Source organism: Neorhizobium sp. JUb45 (assembly GCF_004343585.1).
Lineage (GTDB): Bacteria > Pseudomonadota > Alphaproteobacteria > Rhizobiales > Rhizobiaceae > Neorhizobium.
The window spans coordinates 102,486-120,118 of sequence record NZ_SLYW01000011.1 but is presented as its reverse complement, the minus strand read 5'-3'; the positions used below and the strand labels follow the sequence as shown (position 1 = coordinate 120,118).

Here is a 17,633-nt window from a genome sequence, read left to right as displayed (position 1 = left end):
ATGAAAATCTGTGTCATTGGCACCGGCTACGTCGGCCTCGTATCGGGGGCATGCTTTGCGGAAATAGGGCATCACGTTACCTGTGTGGATATCCACGAGGATAAAATAGCCAAGCTTCGCGATGGGCAGATGCCGATCTACGAGCCAGGGCTTGAGGATTTGGTCGCCCGCAATCAGGATGCTGGCCGCCTGATCTTCACAACACAGATCCAGGATGCAATCGACGCCGATGTCAGCGTGTTTTTCATTTGTGTCGGAACGCCGGCATCTGCCCTCGATGGCGGCGCCAACCTCGATTACGTTTTTGCGGCCGTGGGTGATATTGCCCGACATGCGGCGATACAGCGCCAATCCCGGCCCGAGCAAATCCTGTTCGTCACAAAATCCACGGTTCCTGTCGGCACGAATAGTGAGATCGAGCAAATCGTCGGCCGTTATATCCCCAGTTCCGGATTTGCGATTTCCTCCAACCCGGAATTTTTGCGTGAAGGCGCGGCAATCAAGGACTTCATGAACCCTGACCGGATCGTCATCGGTTCCTCCAACGCACAGGCTCGGCGGACACTTGAAGAGATTTACCGGCCCATTGCGGAGGCGGGCGCCGCTGTACATCTGGTCTCTTCGGTGCAGACGGCAGAGCTTGTGAAATACGTTGCCAACGCTTTTCTCGCGACCAAGATCTCGTTCATCAATGAGGTGGCAAGGCTTGCCGAAGAGGCCGGAGCGGATATCGACGAAGTCGTGGCCGGTGTCGGTGCCGATGCTCGGATCGGGCGAGATTTCCTGACGCCCGGACCTGGCTATGGTGGCTCGTGCTTTCCCAAGGATACGCAGGCGCTCGTTAAAACGGCGATCGAATATAACTCCCCGCTCACCATCGTCGAGGCGGTAATTGCGGCCAATCATCGGCACAAACTGATGATGATCAGCAAGATCCGCAAGGCAATCGGCGGAAGGCTGGAGGGTAAACGTATTGCGGTGCTCGGCCTGGCCTTCAAGGCCAATACCGACGACATGCGGGACTCTCCCGCGCTGGTCATCGTTCCGGGCCTTGTTCGGCTTGGTGCGCAGGTGGTCGGGTATGATCCGATAGCAGGCGAGAACGCACAATTGCTGATGCCGGATATTCGTATTGAAGCCGATGTCTTCAAAGCGGCGAAAGATGCCGATGCGGTGGTCATTCTGACGGAATGGCCGGAATTTCGTGATCTCGATCTCAATGAGCTGATGGAAAACAGCCGCGGCAAGACCGTGATCGATTTACGGAACGTGATGTCGAAGCAGAGCGTGGAACGTTTCGCGGGAGCCTATTGCGGACTGGGCAAGCCGAATGGGCAGCACATGATCGATGTTCCGGTTGAGATGGAGGTTGCGTGATGGCAAAGCATGTTGTTCTGGCCGGTGCCGCCGGCTTTCTCGGATCACACCTCGCGCATCGCCTCCTGCTTGGCGGGTATCAGGTGACAGGTCTCGATAATTTTCACACCGGGCGTGTGGGCAATCTCAGCCAGTCGATGGATCATGAGGCGTTTCATTTCATCGGTCACGACGTCCGCGAGGCCTATATCGGCAAGTGCGATGCTGTGATGAATTTTGCCTGCCCGGCTTCACCGCCCGATTATCAGGCCAACGGTATCGGCACCCTGAAGATCAATTTCCAAGGCACGCTCAATCTGCTCGGACTTGCAAAGTCCAGTAAGGCCAGCTTCTTTCAGGCGTCGACATCGGAAATATATGGCGACCCCGAGGTCCACCCACAGGTCGAAACCTATCGTGGGATGGTCAATCCGATCGGCCCGCGGGCATGTTACGATGAGGGAAAACGCGTCGCTGAGGCGCTGACCTTCGAGTATCAGCGGCAGCACGGACTTGCGGTCAAGGTCGTGCGTATATTCAATACTTATGGTCCGCATATGCGGCCGGATGACGGTCGTGTCGTTTCGAATTTTATCATGCAGGCCCTGCGCGGCGAAAACATCACGATTTATGGCAATGGTCGGCAGACACGCTCCTTCTGCTATGTCGATGATCTGATCGACGGCATTTTCCGACTTTTCGAAAGCGGTGCATCCGTCACTGGACCCATGAATATCGGTAATCCGGTCGAGTTCACCATACGCGAACTTGCCGAACTGGTCATAGAGGTGACGGGAAGCAAGTCGGCTATCGTCAACATGCCGCTACCGGAGGACGATCCCCGCCAGCGTTGCCCGGACATCTCCTTTGCGAGGCAGGCGCTTGGTTGGGAGCCGAAGACCGCTCTGCGCGAAGGCCTCGAAAAGACGGTCCTCTACTTCGACAACATCCTCAAGCAACCGGAAAATGTTCAGGCGGCCTAGGCCATTTGCATGACCACGCACCGCTGCAGAGGACATCGTCTCGAAATGAAGATGGATCGGTCATCCCCGTTTGAAGGTTCCAGTCCCGTCTCCCCCGTGTTGTTGGAGAGGCCGGGGTTGGTCGCGAACAATGCGCTGCCGCGCGCCATTTTCTTTTTCTCTGCCAATACCCAATACGAAAATGCCGGCGATGCCCTCATCAATCGTGAATTGCTGAAGGTTTTGCGGCGTTGGGGCAGAGTTCGCGTCGCCCAATCCGGTGCGCCGGAGGCCTTCATAAAGCAGCTCCGCCTTGAGCCGCAGGAATTGCATTACGAAAGTCGTCCTGCTCTTTGGCTTGGCGCCGTTCTGGCGGGTACAAAGGCTCGCTTCAGTCGAACGGAGAGGCCGTACCTGGCCCTCACTCCGGGTGATCCAGGCGGTTTCTTCGACCGGGATGTGATGTTGCGCGGCGCGTTGATGCTGATGCTGACACTTGCTGGCGTCAGGATTGTCCGCCTGGGGGTATCGCTGGGGCGGATGTCGAGGGGGCGACTTCGCTTTGAAGCGTTTATGTCTCGGTTCTACGCCCATATCGGCATCCGCGATTCGAACTCACTGGACCTGGCAAGAACATACGGTTTTCGAAACTGCGGCTATTTTCCAGACTTCGCGCTTGCCCTTGATCCAACCGAGGGTTTCTCGAAAGTTGATCACCATTTCAACATCGCGGTGTCCCTGCGTGATGACAATCTCGGTCAGGTGGATAGGGCGATGCTGGTCACGAAACTGGATCAGGTAATCGACGCGGTGTCGGTCAACCGTCCGGTATCGCTTCATTTCGTGGCGCAGGTCGGCCTCGACGACGCGTTTGCCCGCTATCTTAAGGACCGTTATGCCGGCAGGATCAGGTCGGTGATGAGCGAGGAGCAGAACATTGACAGGCTGACAAACATCTACAGTCGCGCCGATCTGATCGTTAGCAACAGGCTGCATGCCCTGTTGTTGGCAAGTGCCTGCGGCGCAGTTCCGCTCGGGCTTCTGTTTCCAGAAAGCAACGTCAAGATTGTTGGGCTGCTCGGCGATCTTGGCCTGGGAGATCATTGGCTCAACCCCAACGATGAGACGCTGCCGGATATTGCCGGTCTTATGATACGGCAGAAGGTCGTACAGGCTGCGTTCACCAACGCTAGCCAGATGATTTGTTACAGGGCTGAAGCCCTGTTTGGATCTTGAGGCGATCATGGCTTATCACGCCACGTTGCCTCTGCGCTCAGCGCGTCAATCTCTTTCATGGACAGTGTTTCAGGCCCTTTCGCAGATACTGTCACGGCTATTGGCTTTGGTGGTTCTTTCGTGGCTGCTGCCTCCGACCGTGTTCGGCTATTATGGTGTCGCGATGTCGGCCGTGATGATCCTGTCGACATTTGCCCAGATGGGAATTCCCACGAACCTTATCTGCCTGGACGAGGTTGGTTCAAAATCGCTGGTTGCGGCAGTGCTGGCGGGTTTAGTCGTCAGTGCCACGGTAACCTTGGCTTATCTGATCGCGATCTCGGTCATGCAGGAGCGGATCGGTGGCGAACTGTCAGCTGTTCTGGTGGCACTTTCTTTTTATATTCCCGTGCAGGTGCTGCTGAATACGCTTGAGGCTTTCGGAAGGCGGCTTTTTGCTTTCAAGGCGCTCGCCATCTGCGACCTGGCAGCCGCCACGTTTGGCAATCTGATCCTCGCGGTTGCATTGGCCTACCATGGGTGGGGCGTATGGGCTCTGGTCGCCGGCCAAGTGGTCGGTGCATTGATTCAGGCCGCGGGATTATTATTCGCCTGCCGTGATTTCCTGGGCTTCAGAACTAATATCGCCGAGTTGCGCCGGATCGTCTCGTCAAGCTTTTCACTGACGATTGCAGAAGCGGCGAATATCATCACCGTGTATGCGCAAAGGCCCCTGGTCGGCGCTGTCCTTGGGGCCGCCGCAGCCGGTTTGTGGACGCGCTTCTATCAGATCATCCTGCTTCAACTGACATGCCTCGTCCAACCGATAGACAAGCTTGTGATGCCGACTCTATCCCGTCACAGGGCCTCCATGGATCGGACAAGGGAAACTACTTTGCTGACCATAGAGATCGTCAGTCTGGTAACGATACCCGTCTCGGCAATCACCGCAGGCATTGCGCCCTTCGCCATCGAACTGGCTTTCGGCCCCGCCTGGACAGAGCTTGTTCTGCCGATGCAGATCGCCTCGATCACTCTTTTTATACGGGGTGTCGACCGTATTCTTCTCAGCGCCGCGAGAGCGGCGGGACATATCCGTTCACGCGCAGTCGTTCAGGTCCTCCAGATGGTCGTGGTGATTGGCGCGATCTATTGGGCGGCGCCCCACGGGCTGCCGATGATCGCAGGCGCTTATGTCGTTTCTCAATCGTGCGGGTTGGTTGCGATGCTCGTCCTGTTCAGCAGAAACTCCGTCATTCCCTTGCGACGAATACTCGAACGCATTCTCCCCGGTGCCGTTTGCGGCGCTGTGATGCTGGGGGTGACCGCAGCCATTGAAGCGATTGGTAAGGGGCCGACGTCCGGCTACGCGATGATATCGCTATGGCTTGCGCTGACGGTCAGTTCTGCTTTCGTGGCGTGGATCACATATCAACGCTGCACCTCGGCAGGATTGCGGGCTCAACTGAATGGATTTCTTCGACATTTGACCCTAAAGGGAGGCCCTGCCGCATGAGTGATCCCCGCAATACTCCCATGGTTTCGGTGGTAATTCCGCTTCACAATCGAGCAGACAAGATTGCCGATGCGGTCGCCTCCGTTCTCAGCCAATCCATGCAGGATTTTGAGGTCATCGTCGTCGATGACGGATCGACGGATAACGGGCCGGAGATTTTGGCAGCGTTATCCGATCCACGCATCATCTGCATTCGACAACCGAAATCCGGCGCCAATGTCGCGCGCAATCGCGGTATCGACAGTGCAAACGGCCACTATGTCGCAATGCTGGATTCCGACGACGTGTTTCTTGCCGGCCATTTGGAACGCAGCATGAAGGCATTGATGCAAACACCAGCCGCCTTGGTATATGCGCGGGTTGTCGTCGATCGCGGCAACGGGAGAACCTTTCTCAAGCCGCCACGGCCGCCCCGAAAAGGCGAGAATATCAGCGATTACCTCATGACCGATACCGGGTTCGTTCAGACCAGCACGGTGGTCATCGCCACTCAGACCGCCCAAACGGTGCGGTATCTCGACTGGCTGCAGTGCGCGCAGGATACCGATTTTGCCGTCCGCGTGGCAGCAAGCGGTGTGCCGCTGGTCATGATCGAGGAGCCAGGCGCACTATGGAATGATGCCTCGTCGGGAACCAGAATATCCGCAATACCGCGTCCCGAACATCTGCTGAAATGGCTGGAATTCATCGAACCGCTCGCCACCAGACAAGCAATAGCCGGATATCGCGGTTGGCACGTCGGGCGGGCGCTTGCCTTGCGCGGAGAGAAGCTGAAAGCCCTTGGTTATTTCGGCATCGCTGTCGTCGTTGGCTGCTATCGCCCGGCTCTCGCACCACGGATCCTCGGGCAGATCCTGCTTGCCGGCCCCGGTTATCGGGCACTCGTCAACGGATTGTTGGGCCTTAAGGCAAGGTTTCGCCCACCTGCATTGGAGGATGGTGGTCTCAAACAATGACTCCAACGCGTTATCAACTGCCAGTTGGTTTTTTCCGGCAGGAACTCGATCCGCTCGCGGATGCCGTCTTTCTGCCCAGTGAGCAGGTGCGAAACGGAACGTTTCAATGTGTCGGCGGCCGACATGTTCATCATGTTGGAGGCAAACAGATATGGGATTGGGATGGGGGAGCTGCCGAGCGTTACAAAGACGTCTCGCATTCGATCTTCATCGAGGGGCGCCACATTGTCATGATGCGATCGGGGGATGCCTTTTCCGCCGGCGGCACATATCGTCAAGCTGCTCCTTACAGTCTTTTTCCGGATGTCTATATCCAGAATTGCCGCGTCGAGAATGTCCGCGGAAGTTTTGACGAGATCCATGCCGACGTTTTCCAGCTGGACTATTCGCTGCACGATCTGAAGATCGACTGCCTGACCGCTGATACCGACTACCAGGGGCTATACCTCAGGCCGACGGTGGCCATCAGTGGCAAGATCGATATCCGCCGCTGCAATTTCACTCTCAATACCGCGAACGGATTGCAGCCGAGCGCACGTCTCATCTACCTTTTCAAGAATATGTCCGAGGTTTCGGACACCCGCCACCTTCTCTATTTCAGCGAGGTTTATTGTGACGTCCCGCATGGACTGGACCCGAGAACCTTTTTCTCCCCCCGCCAAGGCATGGAAATCGCTGCGGATGCCCAAGGCACTTACGTCTGGTGGCCAGACCTGAGTCAGAGAGTAATGGATCTCAAAGGTCAGCCCGCCCGGATACGCATAGGCAAGCCGCCAAATGGCGATTTCGCGCCCGCGACCTCCGTCGGTCTGGGCTACCGCAGTCCCGGATACCAAACTTCTCCAACAACCCACATGAACTTTGATCCCCAACCATAGGAGACGATCATGCCCATTGTCAGCAAGTTGCTTCTAGCCACGGCGCTCGGGGCCGCGATCTGCGGCCCGGCATCCGCAGAGGATTACCGACTTGGCGCGCAGGATAAAATCAGCATCAGCGTCTACGAGTATCCGGGGCTGAGCGGAACCTTTGCCGTCGGTCCCTCCGGTGAGATCGGTGCGCCACTGATCGGAGATGTCAAAGTGGAAGGGCATTCGACGGGTGAGGCCGGCGCGCTGATCGCGGCGGCTTTGGCACAAGCTGAAAAACTGCGGGAAACGCCCCGCGTGACGGTCCAGATCGTCGAGTATCGTCCCTATTACGTTGTCGGACACGTCGATCGGCCGGGACGCTACACCTACGAGCCCGGGATGACCGTGCTTAAGGCGTTGGGGGCGGCAGGCGGGCTGTATCGCCCCTCGGGTGGCGATGTTCTGCGGCTGGAGCGTGATGCCACCAATGCAGAGGGCCTTGTCCAGACGCTGCAGATCAGTTCCGCACAATTGCGCCTTCGTATTCAGAGGCTTCATGCGGAGCGCAATGATTTTCCCGAGTTCAAGCCGGAAGTCGTGCGCGTCGAATCTGACAAAAACGCGCTGTTGAATAGCTTCATTCAGCAGGAACAAATGATCTTCAATGCCAAGCGAAAGCTGCTTTCTGGGCAGGTCGATGCGCTGAGCAAGCTTGCGAAGACGTACAGGGCGGAGGTTGCGTCGTTGCGGGAGCGGGTGAAATTGAAGGGGGTCGAAGTTGCCGCCACGCAGGCTCGCCTCAATGTCGATTACAAGCTCGCCACATCCGGAGCCACCGCCTCGTCTGTCGCGCTGGAGCGGGAGCGCCTGTTGGCCGACATTCGGGGGGAGGAAGAGGAGCTTTTGAGCTTGGTCTTACGGGCGGAGCAAGGTGTAACTCAGAGTGAGCAATCGTTACGTAATCTTGTCGACAGTCGCGAGCGCGATGATGCGCAGGAATTGCATGATGCCGAGGTCGAGCTAGCTCAGGCCCAGGCAAAGCTTAAAACCGCAAAGGCGCTCGTCAATGAAGCGTTGGTGTCTGCTCCTGCGACATATAGAGAATGGGCGTCTGATATGCAGCAGCAGCCGTCCTACAGGATCGTCCGTGCTGCTGGCGAGGGCATTGTCGAAATTTCTGCGAACGAGAACGATCCCGTTAAGGCCGGGGACGTCTTGAAGATAGTCGCTGCATCTATCTCCCAATAATCGTGACTTGTACTCGGTTTTCTTTCGAGTGCGTCCCGATTGCTGCCCTTATATTCGCAATTACTAATTAAATAGTCCAAATTTACTAGATAGAATTTAATGTATTAATGATTTTTATATTAAGTGTATCATGTACAATGAAAAGCTGTATTGTATTTTAAACTGATGGTCGTCCGAATTGATCATATGTAGATATCTAGCTTTTTTAAGCTAAATATATCCCATTAAATCATAGATCGGCCTTTAACGAAGATTGATGAGATATGGAGGGAATATGTTGTGTGATTCAACAGCTGAAAGCTCCAAATGGTCACTGCTGGTTGGCAGTGGCCTGCGCGGCGATGCCAAAAAGACAAAAACATTGATGGATTTGTTCCAGGGATGCGGATCCCTGACTAAGGTAGACTCGAATTATCTTCCAAGAAAAAGCGAAGTAAATTCGCGGCATCTTCTAATAATACTTGACCTGACGTCGATAGATAATGCCGATTCCGTGATAAATCACCTTCAGATAGAATTTCCGGACGCACGTTTTGTAGCGGTGTTTGATAGCGAAGAGCGTGAAGCTTACAGTAGCGCTGTGCTTCTTAAGGCGCGTTATGGCAAGCCTCATGGCTTTATTCCTGTGACCGCAAACCCGGATACCTGTGCCGCTATTCTGTGTGTGGTAAATGCCGGCGGCGAGATCATGCCGTGGACACAGCTTGATCAAAACTTTCCGTCTCTGGTCCTCAACGGCGTGCATGGTAGCGGCTTCGGGCGCGTGGCGCACGTTCCACCGGCCGGCCCTCGTCCGGAAGGCTACACCAATGGCAGCTTGAGAGAGTTCGCGCTGACCGAGCGGGAAAAACAAGTTTTACGCCTCCTGATGACCGGGATGCAGAACAAGGTCATCGCAAATAAGATGGCAATTTCGGAGAACACAGTCCGAATTCATATTCATCACATTCTGCGGAAATTGGGTGTGAGGAATAGAACAGAAGCCACAAACGCAGGAATCCGATCCGGATTTATATCGCTCATGCTTTTCTTCGGTGCCGCCTGGCGTTGCACGTCAGAGATTCTGTTGTCGTAAAAGGCTTGCTCGGTTCGATACCTTTCCCAGGGGGGCGTGATGGAAATCGAATATCAACCGGCTTTGCCTTTGCGGCACCATTTGTTTTCATGGCCCGTCGATCTCTTCAGCAAAGTAAGCTTGCTGGAATTCCTGAAATATCGTCTGTCGACACGATCCAAAACGATTATCGCCAACCTTAATCTGCATGCACTGCATTGCCTCGAAAACTCGGCCGGTATGGCCTCGCTGATCAACGCAAAAAACACTTTCGTGCATATCGACGGAATGCCGATCGTATGGCTGTTGAAGGCACGAGGAATTGGCGCCAAGTCTTACCATCGTCTGACATATCTGGACTGGGCATTGGACGCATTGGCGCTTTGTGAAAGCGAAGGCTGGACGGTCGGATATATCGGATCCACCCCCGAAATCTGCCAAAAGGGGCTCGTGTATTTTCGTAGCGAGTTTCCGGGGCTTCAGATCAGGGGATGGGATGGGTTTTTCGACATGTCGGACACGACGACAGGGTCAAAACTCTCCGAGACGCTCAGCGCCGTCAATGCCTTCAAGCCGGACCTTTTGATCGTGGGGATGGGAATGCCGCGCCAGGAAGAGTTTCTTCAACTTTACTCCGGCCAATTGAACTATGGTGTCGCCATCTGTTCGGGTGCATTTTTCGAATATTTCACAGGTGGACAAAAGCGTCCGCCCAGATTTTGGGGCAGGCTGGGGCTCGAATGGTTCTACAGGCTGGCCAATGATCCGCGGCGTTATTCCAGGCGTTACCTGCTGGAGCCGCTGCTTCTGGCCCGAAGGCTCATCTGGTCCCGGCGCCGTAAAGTGATCGGTCGGGCCTGACTTCAAAAGCCTTGGCTCTTTTCCGCGGTGTTTTGACTAAAGACTGGTATGCAGTGGTGGTGGCCAGCTTAGCCGAATACAGTTTGCATCGAAGTTGTAACCCGCGGATACAGGGCGCGGGTTGTTCCGGGGATCCGTCGCCTCGGCCAAAGGTGCGGAAAAAAGGATCGAGACCCCTGTCAGAATGAAGAGGCGGCGATCGACACCTTCTGGTTGCAAGGGGCGGATGGCGGTTGGTTTTGAAAGCTCATCTTTCATCGGTTGCTCTGGTGAGCGGGACTCACGTGTGCGTTAGCAACGAGCATGCTGGTCTGGCGCATACGGGCGAAGTCCGCCCTTAAGTTCGCCTCGTCGCGACCATTGTGGCTTTTGACGGAATGGACAATCTTCTTGTTCATCTGGACCAGTCTTGACGGGCTGGCTGGCAGGCCCTGCCATGTCAGACCCAGAGGGTAGCCGTCTCCGGCAAAATCTGACGAACGAAATCCCGCAGCCACGACCAGCAAGCCAAACAATTGGTCATCACATAGCGATGTCGTGCTCAGATCTTTGCAGCCCAGCAGCCCGCCCTCCAGCATGGCAACAAGTGCCGCGTGGCTGTAGAAACAGGCCGCTCCGAGGCTGTGCTCGCCCGGCTCGTAACCGTTCGCCTGCGCAATCTTGCGTATCTGACGCAGGCGCCTGGCCAAACGCGGGGATTTCATCATGCCCAGCCATGAACTCTCAAACGCCAGGCGCCGCGCTGCTGGCCTGAAATCCCGGCGATGTCCGAGGCATGTGTGTCGAAAGCTTCCCAGCGCGCCGATCGACGGATCAAGAGAGAAAGCCCTTGCCGCGTCGCTTTGTGCGCCTTCGCCGATCATCAGCGCATCGTCATCCATGCGTAGAAGAACATCAAAATCGTAGTTCTCGATGATGGTTGTGATGGCTTTTGACAGGTTCGTGTAGAGGCGTCCTCTGACCGAGTATCCTGTGGCCGGCTCGGCCCGACAGATGCTGATTGCCATGCTGTCGGACAGTTGCGTTTTTTTCAGGCCGCTGCGGGTCTCGTCGACCAGAACGAGAACCGAGCCCTGTGTTGAAAATGCCGCGATACTATTGATCGTGTCTTTTATGTTGTTGATTGAGCTGTTGGGGCCTATCGGCATAAGTATAACGGAGCATTTTCCGCTTATAGGCTCGATCTGTTCGTGCATATCGACACCATATGGATTATGGATATAGCACGATAGCACCATGCCACGTGCCTATGATTTTCCATATATTTCTATCGGCCCTATATTTGCTTTTGGCAATAAACCAATAGGTTCTAGTCCTATTTGTGTACTTAACAAAGATTTAAAATCTGCAATGGATTGCATAGCGAAGCTGCTGTCAGCCCCCTTCCATCACCAGGCCCCAGAGGCAGAGTTGGATGTGCTATGCTCAAGAGAGACTACGCCGCCAGACCGGTATATCAGAACGAAATGCTGTTGGGTCAGACGCCAGTTGCCCCAATATTTGCGCGGGAACTGCAGATCATTAGGCAGCATTGGAAACTCGTCCTGATTTGCATCATGCTGTCAGCAGCGGCTGGCATTGCGGTGGCAATCCTGATGCCACCGCGCTACGCGGCACTGGTACAGTTCAATGTCGACTATCGAACCATGCAGCTGCGGCAACAAGACGCCGTCTATTCGGAATCCGCCGTCACGGATGGTGTCGTGGAAAGCGAGGTTGAGGTTCTCAAGTCCGAACCGACTGCTCTTGCCGTCATCACGCAGCTGAAGTTGACAGATGATCCGGAATTCGTTCCGGCAGGAACGTCCTGGCGAAACAGGCTTGCAATGTTTTCGGGTCTCGCCTTTCTTCGCGGCGACGAGGCGTCCAGTGCCAGCCGTACGGCGCTTCACAATTTCCAGAAAGCCCTATCCGTTCATCGGATCGGCCTCAGTCATATTATCGAGGTCCGCTTTCGTTCAGCCGATCCCCAAAAAGCGTCCCTCATCGCCAATACGATTGCCGACGTCTATCTGCGGGGGCAGCAAGAAGCGCGCGCGAATTATGCCAGATCTGCCAGCGCCTGGTTGAGGCCGCGCGTGCAGGAAGCCGGTCCATCAACGTCAGTGCTGGCACGCGCCGAGCCACCGTCTTATGCGTCGGGCTTGAGCGACAAGGTGATTTTCGGTGCCTTTCTCCTGTTCGGCGCCTGTTCAGGCATGGGATTGGCATTAGTGGTCGAAGCCACCAATAACCGAATCCGTAACCGCGACGATCTGGTTAACGCGGTTCCGCTCAGCTGTTACGGCGTCCTGCCCCGCGTTGCCGCCTTGCGCCGCCCAAAATCCGGTCGGGATTTCCTCGAGTTCATCGTCAAAAACCGAAACACGGCGCTGTCGCACGTTATCCATCATTGCAGACTTGCCGTCATGTCGTCACACCCGAGTGAGACGGTTCGCACGATCGGCGTAACGTCCTGCGCACAGGGGAGTGGTAAAAGTCTTGTCGCTGTGCAGTTGGCGATGCTTATGGTTCAATCAGGAGAGAAGGTTCTCTTGATCGATGCCAATCCTTATAATCCGAGCGTTTCGAGATTGCTTGCGCCACATGCCACAGGTGGCTTGCTTCAGGCCCTGAAGGGCGATGCGCCACTGCGTGATTGCATTTTCGAAAGCAACGGGCTCGGCATACTTCCAATCATCTCGACATCATACAGCAGCCAATCCGGCCTGATGTGGACGCCTCGAATGAGCCGGTTGATTGGCGAGGCACTGGCAACCTGCGAATACGATGCAATCATTTTCGACCTGCCGTCTATATCGCCCTATGCGGATGTTCGCGCCAGCGCGCCGTTGATTGACGTGTTTCTGCTGGTCGTCGGTCATGGCGAAGAGGCCGAAAACATCCGCGAGAAACTTCGAGAAATCGACGACGTGGCACAAAAGGTATCTGGCACCGTCTTGAACAACGGCGTCAATCTCTAAGCGGTCACCAACTTAAATCCGTCCGTTCTCCCGCTGCTTCCAGGCTGCGCGGTGATCGGCGTGCCTAAAGATTGGACGAGACATTGCAGCCCCTTGCAGCAAGAGCAGATACGGCGACCATAGCTGCCCGAGACGAGACGGGCGCAAGCATATGGATGAGCGGCACGGCAACGATCGTGATTGCCTCGCTTCTGCTTGAAATCCACCAATTCGACGTCGGCATAAAACTTGGCAACATCGTGTTTGCCGTCATATGCCTTTTGGTGTTCAGGACAGGCCTGTGGCGTCTCGAAGCCCGCTTTGTGCTTACTGCGGCGGATTACTGGATGATCCTTTATCTGCTGTGGGCCGCCTTTTCCGTCCTTTATTCGCCAGCCCCAGTGGAAACCATCTTCCAGGTTGGCTTGGCCACGATTGTATGGGCCTCGCTGCTTGTCCTCAGGCAGCCGCCGCTGACGAATACGCTGCATATCGTTTTTGTGGTTGCCGCGATCATATCAACCTTCTCCGTCGCCGCTTACCTTTTTGATGCCGACTTCGCCATACAGCCATTTTCATCGACCGGAGCAGCAGAGCTGCGGGGAGTATTTGAACATCAGTTGCGGCTGGGAATGCTTGCGGCAGTTGCTGTCGGCCTGCTCGTCGTTGCCTTCATCAATGGCGATCTTCCGAAGCTGCGAGGCAGGCTCACACGGCCGGTGTTCGGCGGCTGCGTCGCTGTCATCGTTGCAACATTGTATCTGTCGCAGGCCCGGTCGCCGACGGCGGCGCTCATGCTCACATTGGCTGCCTGTTGCGCGTTTGCTGCGCCTCAACGATGGCTGCGCTACACCGCAATTTTCGGCATCGGCGCAAGTGTCTTCCTCATTTATCTGTATGGGCAGGAAATATCGAGGGCGGTGTTTGCGACCGAAAGTGACCTGACATTTTCGGGCCGATTGAAGATCTGGCAGGAGACGTGGTCTGCGGCCGACCTGCAGGGCTGGACGGGTTACGGCTTCGCGTCGTTTTCGTCATCCACCTTTGACTGGCTCTGGGGGCATTATCGACCCACCAGCGCGCACAATTCACTGCTGCAAACCTATTTCGAGACCGGCTATATCGGCTCACTGCTGATGCTGGGTTTTGTCATCGCGCTGCTGTCTCGCGGCCTTTCCATCTCTTTCCGCACCAGGCGGATCTCATACACGCTGTTCATGGCGATCTATGGGGTATCTTGCAGCCTGATGAGCGTCATTTACGGCGGCAAGCTTTCTATCCTGATGACACTGATCCTGCTGATCAGCGGACAGGAGCAGGCTGGCAAAGCTGGCCCGACCGCTTCCTCCAGGCGAGCAACGTTGGATGCTGCGCGCAGACGCATGACGCCGCCGCCGTTCACCGGGAAAGCGACCGGCACATGACTGTCACTGCTTATTCCAAATGCATGCAGGGGCTAAAGGCGCAAACGCTATCGCTGATGGTATTCAGCACCGCCTCCAACCTCCTGGCGCTGATCAGCAGCATCTACATGATGCAGGTTTTCGATCGCATCCTGTCGACGGGCTCGCATGACACGCTGCTGTGGCTGACCGTCGCCGCCATCGCCGGCCTGCTCGCGATGGGACTGATCGACCATGCCCGCCGCAGGATGCTGGCCTTGGCCGGAGCATGGATGGAGGAGCGCCTTGCGACGACCGTGATCGGCCGTTGTGTCCATGCGAAGCTGGCGGGTTTCAAGAGCGAGGCCAGTACTGCCGACTTGGCGGACCTGCGTGCGTTTATCGGCGGCGAAGCAATGCTGGCCTTTCTCGATGCGCCTTGGATGCCATTTTTCATCGCCATCCTTTGGCTCATGCACCCGATGCTGGGGGCGTTGACGCTGGCGGGGGCGGCATTGCTGCTCGGGCTTGCCATCCTCAACGAAATACTGACACGCCAGAAATCCGTGCGTGCGGCAGGCGAGCAACGTTTCCTGCAGCAGCAGGCGCTGGAAATCGTCGAACAGGCCGAGATCGTCAGGCCGTTGGGTATGATCTCGAACATGCTTCAGCGCTGGCGGAGGATGCAGCAGCAGGTTCACGCCAGTTCGCATGGCGCCCAGGAAATCACCGAGCGAATTTCCGCCGTGACCAAAACCCTGCGGATGGCATTGCAAATCCTGATCATGTGCGTCGGCGCCTATCTGGTTCTGGCGGGCGAACTGACATCCGGCGGAATGATCGCCGCTTCCATTCTTCTCGGGCGTGCGCTTTCTCCGGTGGAACGGGCGCTCGGCGCATGGCGGCATTGGGTTTCTGCCTGCAAGGCACGGCGCAACCTTACCGCGCTGTTCGAAGCGGTGCCGGAGGAGAGAAAGAGGACGCAGCTGCCTGTGCCGAAGGGGCGCCTCACTGTGGAGGCCGTGCGCCATGTTACGCACGGGGCAATCGAGCCGGTTCTCCGTCGTGTGGATTTTGTGGTGGAGGTCGGGACAACCTGTGGTCTGATCGGAACTTCCGGCTCCGGAAAATCGACACTGTGCAGACTGATCGTTGGCGCCTGGACGGCGACGAGTGGGCACGTTCGCCTGGACGGCGCCGACGTTGCATCCTGGGACCCCGACGAACTTGGCCAGCACATCGGCTATCTGCCGCAGGAACCGAAACTGTTCGCAGGCACGATCGCGGACAATATCGCGCGCATGGGGCAGGGGGATCCACAAGCGGTGATGCGCGCCGCGCAGATGGCTGACGTGCATGAGATGATCCTGCGGCTGCCGGACGGATACGAAACCGATGTCGGCCTGCACGGGCACAGACTGTCCGGAGGTCAAAGGCAGCGGATAGCACTTGCCCGTGCCCTTTATGGTAATCCGGCTCTGATCGTGCTGGACGAGCCGAATTCCAATCTCGACGGGCAGGGCGAAGAGGCTCTCCGCAAGGCACTTCTGGAACTCAAGCGGCTTGGAAAGACTATCCTGATCGTCGCTCACCAGCCGAGTGCCTTGCGAACGGCCGACACGCTGATCGTCTTGCGCGATGGTATTGTTCAAGCGCAGGGGCCCCGCAGCGAGGTTTTGCGGGATCTCGCCGTAGGCCTGCCGGCATCCTCATACGACGCCGGCAGCGCCACGCATCCCTTCGCAACCCTAAGCGATGCAAAGGCGGATTAGGTCATGGAACAGACACACGGTCCTCAAAACGAGACGACTTCTATCAAGACCCTCATGGATAAAGCGCTATTGCATTTCGATGGCTGGCAAAGCTCTCTGGGCGCGTTTTTCGCCGGCATTCGTCATGATCCGGCGACGATGGTGATCTGCCTGCTGGTGGTGATGTTTATCGCTGCCGTTATTTTATGGACGAGCGCACTGCCACGTTCTCCTGAAGGCACGGAAATGTCGCTGGATGACGCCATCAAAAGCTCGCGTCGGCTGGGCTGGATAACGATCGGCCTGTTCTTCGGCATCGGTGGGTTGCTCGCTGTTGCAATACCGATGGCCGGAGCCGCCATGGCGCCCGGCGTCGTCAGCCCGGAGGGCAGCCGCAAGGCCGTACAGCATTTCGAAGGCGGCATTATCCAGCGTATCCATGTCCGGGAGGGACAAATCGTCACCAGGGGTGAGCCTCTGGTGACACTTGAGGATACGAAGGCGAAGGCGGAACTGGCGGAACTGAGGGAGCGGATGGCCTATTACCTTGCCGTCGAGGCGAGAATACAGGCCGAACGCGTGAACGCCGTTGCCGTCAGTTCACCCGTCTCGCAAGACCTGCTCGATCCGGCTCAGCTTGCCCGATCCGTTGCGGCACAGCAGAGCCTGTTGCTCAGCCAAACCGAACGGCACCTGTCGCGCCAACGTCTGCTTGCCGGTCAGATCGAGGAATTGCAGGCCCGTATCTCTGGGTTTCAGTCTCTGGATCAGGCGCAACAGGTGCAGCTGGAACTGATCGGGCGGGAGATTGGCAATGCCCAGTCTCTGGTCTCGCGCGGTCTTGAACGTCTGCCACGGCTTCTTGAACTGCAGCGGATGCAGGCGGAACTGCGTGGCGAGATGGCCTCCAATGGCGGCCAGATCGCTTCCGCCACCCAATCCATGCGGATTGCCGCGATGGAGCTTGAAGCCACCCGCAATCAGGAGAAGGAAAAAACCGAGGAGGAATTTGCCACGGTTCAGGCCGAGCTCGCTGTGCTGCGCCGCAAGATACCGGCCGTGCTGGACGTGGTGGGCCGAACCTCCATCGTTGCTCCGATCTCGGGTGTGGTGATGAATGTGCGTGTGACAACGGAGGCGGGCGTTATCAAGCCGGGTGAAGTCATCCTCGAAATCGTGCCGATGGATGGCCGGGTCGTCCTTGATGCACGGATCAATCCCATGGACATCGACCTCGTTCATGCCGGCATGAAGGCCAAGGTGGTGCTGTCTGCCTACGCACAACGCAACATGCCGCAGATTCACGGTACCTTGCGCTCCGTTTCCGCAGACAGCCTTTTGGACGAGCGAACAGGTCAGCATTATTTCCTGGCCAAGGTCGATGTCGATCCATCCGACATTCTGGCGATCAGCGCAAATCTTCAGCTCCTGCCAGGCATGCCGGCGGAAATCTTCATCCTGACCGGCGAGCGGACGGCAATGGACTATCTCCTGCGCCCGTTGCTGAATTCCATACATCGCAGTTTCAGGGAAACCTGA

General features: G+C 56.6%; 14 protein-coding genes. 13 read left to right on the top strand and 1 reads right to left on the bottom strand.

Annotated elements, in window-relative coordinates:
* The 9 genes from EDF70_RS26355 (at position 1) to EDF70_RS26315 (ending at position 10,019) form a co-directional block, all read left to right on the top strand.
* A complete protein-coding gene (locus EDF70_RS26355; RefSeq protein WP_132280077.1) occupies positions 1 to 1,377 on the top strand; it encodes a UDP-glucose/GDP-mannose dehydrogenase family protein in 1,377 nt (458 codons plus the stop codon).
* Positions 1,377 to 2,339 carry a UDP-glucuronic acid decarboxylase family protein gene (locus tag EDF70_RS26350; RefSeq protein WP_132280074.1) on the top strand — a complete coding sequence of 321 codons (963 nt, stop codon included), beginning with the start codon at positions 1,377 to 1,379 and terminating at the stop codon, positions 2,337 to 2,339. The genes EDF70_RS26355 and EDF70_RS26350 overlap by 1 nt, the downstream gene beginning before the upstream one ends.
* A 117-nt stretch (positions 2,340 to 2,456) precedes the next feature.
* On the top strand, positions 2,457 to 3,554 hold the full coding sequence (locus tag EDF70_RS26345) for a polysaccharide pyruvyl transferase family protein (protein ID WP_165932144.1): 1,098 nt from the start codon (positions 2,457 to 2,459) through the stop codon (positions 3,552 to 3,554).
* Positions 3,555 to 3,561: 7 nt separating this feature from the next.
* Positions 3,562 to 5,049: an oligosaccharide flippase family protein gene (locus EDF70_RS26340; protein WP_132280068.1), complete on the top strand. Its 1,488-nt coding sequence runs from the start codon at positions 3,562 to 3,564 to the stop codon at positions 5,047 to 5,049.
* Positions 5,046 to 6,005: a glycosyltransferase family 2 protein gene (locus tag EDF70_RS26335; protein ID WP_165932143.1), complete on the top strand. Its 960-nt coding sequence runs from the start codon at positions 5,046 to 5,048 to the stop codon at positions 6,003 to 6,005. Before EDF70_RS26340 ends, EDF70_RS26335 begins: the two co-directional genes overlap by 4 nt.
* A complete protein-coding gene (locus EDF70_RS26330) occupies positions 6,002 to 6,883 on the top strand; it encodes a hypothetical protein (RefSeq protein WP_132280062.1) in 882 nt (293 codons plus the stop codon). The genes EDF70_RS26335 and EDF70_RS26330 overlap by 4 nt, the downstream gene beginning before the upstream one ends.
* Positions 6,884 to 6,892: 9 nt before the next feature.
* Positions 6,893 to 8,104, top strand: a complete 1,212-nt coding sequence (locus EDF70_RS26325) for a polysaccharide biosynthesis/export family protein (RefSeq protein WP_132280059.1) — start codon at positions 6,893 to 6,895, stop codon at positions 8,102 to 8,104.
* A gap of 274 nt (positions 8,105 to 8,378) precedes the next feature.
* The gene (locus tag EDF70_RS26320; RefSeq protein ID WP_165932142.1) at positions 8,379 to 9,179 is read left to right on the top strand and encodes a response regulator transcription factor; all 801 of its coding nucleotides are present in this window, start codon (positions 8,379 to 8,381) and stop codon (positions 9,177 to 9,179) included.
* A gap of 39 nt (positions 9,180 to 9,218) precedes the next feature.
* The gene (locus tag EDF70_RS26315) at positions 9,219 to 10,019 is read left to right on the top strand and encodes a WecB/TagA/CpsF family glycosyltransferase (RefSeq protein WP_132280053.1); all 801 of its coding nucleotides are present in this window, start codon (positions 9,219 to 9,221) and stop codon (positions 10,017 to 10,019) included.
* A gap of 254 nt (positions 10,020 to 10,273) precedes the next feature.
* On the opposite strand, the gene EDF70_RS26310 is transcribed toward EDF70_RS26315, so the two are convergent.
* The gene (locus EDF70_RS26310) at positions 10,274 to 11,215 is read right to left on the bottom strand and encodes a hypothetical protein (protein ID WP_132280050.1); all 942 of its coding nucleotides are present in this window, start codon (positions 11,213 to 11,215) and stop codon (positions 10,274 to 10,276) included.
* Positions 11,216 to 11,374: 159 nt separating this feature from the next.
* On the opposite strand from EDF70_RS26310, the gene EDF70_RS26305 reads away from it, so the two are divergent.
* The 4 genes from EDF70_RS26305 to EDF70_RS26290 all read left to right on the top strand — a co-directional run bounded on the left by EDF70_RS26305 (position 11,375) and on the right by EDF70_RS26290 (position 17,633).
* Positions 11,375 to 12,982: a tyrosine-protein kinase domain-containing protein gene (locus tag EDF70_RS26305; RefSeq protein WP_132280046.1), complete on the top strand. Its 1,608-nt coding sequence runs from the start codon at positions 11,375 to 11,377 to the stop codon at positions 12,980 to 12,982.
* Positions 12,983 to 13,137: 155 nt separating this feature from the next.
* Positions 13,138 to 14,385 carry an O-antigen ligase family protein gene (locus EDF70_RS26300; RefSeq protein ID WP_132280043.1) on the top strand — a complete coding sequence of 416 codons (1,248 nt, stop codon included), beginning with the start codon at positions 13,138 to 13,140 and terminating at the stop codon, positions 14,383 to 14,385.
* Positions 14,382 to 16,115, top strand: a complete 1,734-nt coding sequence (locus EDF70_RS26295; protein ID WP_132280040.1) for a type I secretion system permease/ATPase — start codon at positions 14,382 to 14,384, stop codon at positions 16,113 to 16,115. Before EDF70_RS26300 ends, EDF70_RS26295 begins: the two co-directional genes overlap by 4 nt.
* Positions 16,116 to 16,118: 3 nt before the next feature.
* Positions 16,119 to 17,633 (top strand): HlyD family type I secretion periplasmic adaptor subunit, encoded by a 1,515-nt coding sequence (locus EDF70_RS26290; protein ID WP_132280037.1) that lies wholly within the window; start codon positions 16,119 to 16,121, stop codon positions 17,631 to 17,633.